This is a genomic window from Streptomyces sp. NPDC058279, assembly GCF_042881255.1.
Classification (GTDB): Bacteria; Actinomycetota; Actinomycetes; order Streptomycetales; family Streptomycetaceae; genus Streptomyces.
This window is the reverse complement of the sequence record NZ_JBHVYA010000051.1, coordinates 1-2,469: the sequence shown is the minus strand read 5'-3', so window position 1 is coordinate 2,469 and position 2,469 is coordinate 1. Positions and strand designations below refer to the sequence as shown.

Here is a 2,469-nt window from a genome sequence, read left to right as displayed (position 1 = left end):
ATGCATAACCTCGCCCTCGCCGGATAAACGAGCGGCCCACTCACGGCCCACGACGTCAGAGCCGCCCCGAAGATCATTTACGGGACAACCCTTAGCGGGTGCCCGTGAGGCGGTTCGTCACCGACTGGACGATTTCCAGCCAGACCTGGATCTGTGCGGTGTCGCGCAGGGGCAGGTTGCGCAGGCCGGTGGCCGTGATGGTCACGCCGACCGAGTACGACAGCCACCGTCCGCGCTGGGCGAGCCGGGCTGTGAACTCATGCGTCCCGCCCCCGGAGTCGGTACGAATCAGCGTCCGGCGTCAATGCCGGTACTTCTTCGGCAGTTGAGCCAGGGCGAGTTGGGTCGTGGTGATGTGGTCAGCGGCTGTGTTGCTGCCCGCGTTGCCGGGCCTCCAGTACGACAGATGCGTGGGCACCCACACACGCCAACGCCATCTGTTTCGGATTCCACAGCAGCGCCTGTTGCGGAGATCAGCTCTCACCCACCCAGCGGAAATCAGGGCTTCGGGGCCGCCTACTGGGCGGCGCGCCAGGATTGCAGATCCGTGACTGGTATTTCCACGGAGGCGGAACTGCCAGGATTTATCTTGAAATACGTGTCGCTCGGCAGACCTGCCGCCAGGCTGCACGCCTCCACCCTTCGCACTTCCGGCGCTGCGGTCGGCGCGTGGCTAGGATCAGTGAATACGGGCAGGAGTTTTCTGGCGACCGCTTCGGAACGAACGTCTAGGTAGATAACCGACTGGGGAAGGACGAATACGAAGGATTCCACAAGGGCCCGGACGACGTCAGCCTCGCTGCCATACCGAGCGGCAGCAAGCTGGATGGCAGCATCCACCGCATCGGTCGGCTCGGCCATGCCCATGCTGCGTGGAGAAGGTCGATATTTAGAATTATGAGTGAATTGATCGGTTATTTCACCCTGCTCGTCGACCTTCCAAGCACCGAAGATGGCGTACGGAGGGATCCGACCGGCCGGATCGACAAAAGGATCGATCGCATAGACCCAGGAATCGGGATTCCTTGACGCCTCGGCTCGCATCGATTCTGTTATCCATTCAACGGGCGCCCGTACCACCGCTTCACCCACTTCTTTTTTTCCTGAGCTTTTCGATAGAGACTCGCTGCTCGCCCACATAAGCGAGTCGACAATATTCAGACCTCGGTACAGCAGCAAAAATTCCCACTGTCACCGGTCGTTCTGCGACCGGCCAGCGATACGCCTTCCTTCCGCCGCCCATCTCCAATGCCATTCTGCTGGGGTACACGTCCCGGCAAGCACCCTCGACTGCCGGCTTTAGTCCCGCGCGCTCAAGATCTGTCCGCACCTGGGCCAACGCCTCGAAAAGATTCCAGGCCACGTGTTCGACCATCTCGTCACCGTAAGAGATGCGTACCATGTAGGAAGATCCGGAGAATTCGGCCACCACTCTTCCCGACACGCACCCACCTTCAGAGACGAGGACGATCTCCGAATCATGCAGAATCTCCGTCTCACGGAACACGTTCAACCTCGGGGCGGTAGTTTGGATTCGGAATGAGATCACCAACCTCGCCGGTCGCATAGTTGTACGGACGGGCTCCCTTGATGTACTCGGGTCGGATCCCTCCAGGGAAGGCTATCTCCTGTTCGTACGAAAGAGGGTGGGGTCCCATGGAAGTGTTCACGTCGATGCCGCCAGGCACATCCAGCTCATATGTGTACTTTCCACCAAAGTCGTCACCGATGTCATCACGGTAGGAAGTGCTGACGAACGCCGAGTGCTCACTCTCTTCGACATACTCAACGAGGTCGACGCGCGACGGGTCAAGCGGTTCGAAGCCACTCTCAAAGATCTCTTCGGGAGCCCTGTTGTCACTTCTATACAAGGGAGCGTCATCAGTGCGCCAAACGGCAGGCATGCCCAGCTTGTCCAGGTCCACGCTGGTGTCCGTCGCCGCCGCCAATCGGTTGGGCCCTTCACCAGATGTTGCGCCTATGCCGGGAACCCCGGTCCCGTTGTTTCCGCCACCATCAAAGCCGTGCCCGCTCTCGCCCGGGAACGAGGTGTCCGTGGGGTGGGCTGTTACACCTCCACCGGTCGGAGTGTGGTCCGACGCGTGGCCGCCACTGCCCGCAGAGGCGGAGTCGGTGTGGTCGTTGCGGGGCATGCCGTCCGGGGCGTGGCCGCCGGGGGCGTGGTCGCCGGTGTGGGCGGCGTTGTCGGCCGCGTGGACGGGGTCGGACATGTCGGAGCCGAGGCGGATGGCGTTGTCGGCGTTGTGGGCGCCGACGCCGACCAGAACCGGGGTTTCCACCTTCGGGGCGTGTGCGGCGTCCGTGGGGTGGGGGGCCGTTTCGACCTTGGCCTCGTCGGCGCGCTGGAAGAGGGTGCCGTCTTCCTTGTAGAGGTTGCCCTCGTGGTCGATGTACTTCGCGGGGCTGTCGTCGAAGGGCAGCTTGACCGTGCCCGGCGGCAGGGTGGCG

The 2,469-nt window shown here is 62.3% G+C and carries 1 protein-coding gene and 2 pseudogenes; all 3 read right to left on the bottom strand.

Annotated features, from left to right (window positions below; genetic code table 11):
- Nucleotides 1-193: 193 nt before the first annotated feature.
- Nucleotides 194-394 (bottom strand): annotated as a pseudogene (locus ACFVXJ_RS31230) (IS1380 family transposase); the annotation flags it as partial.
- Nucleotides 395-516: 122 nt separating this feature from the next.
- Complete coding sequence (locus tag ACFVXJ_RS31225; RefSeq protein WP_389666830.1) at nucleotides 517-1,179, bottom strand: type VII secretion system-associated protein; 663 nt, start codon at nucleotides 1,177-1,179, stop codon at nucleotides 517-519.
- Nucleotides 1,180-1,496: 317 nt separating this feature from the next.
- A pseudogene (locus ACFVXJ_RS31220) lies at nucleotides 1,497-2,469 on the bottom strand (hypothetical protein); the annotation flags it as partial.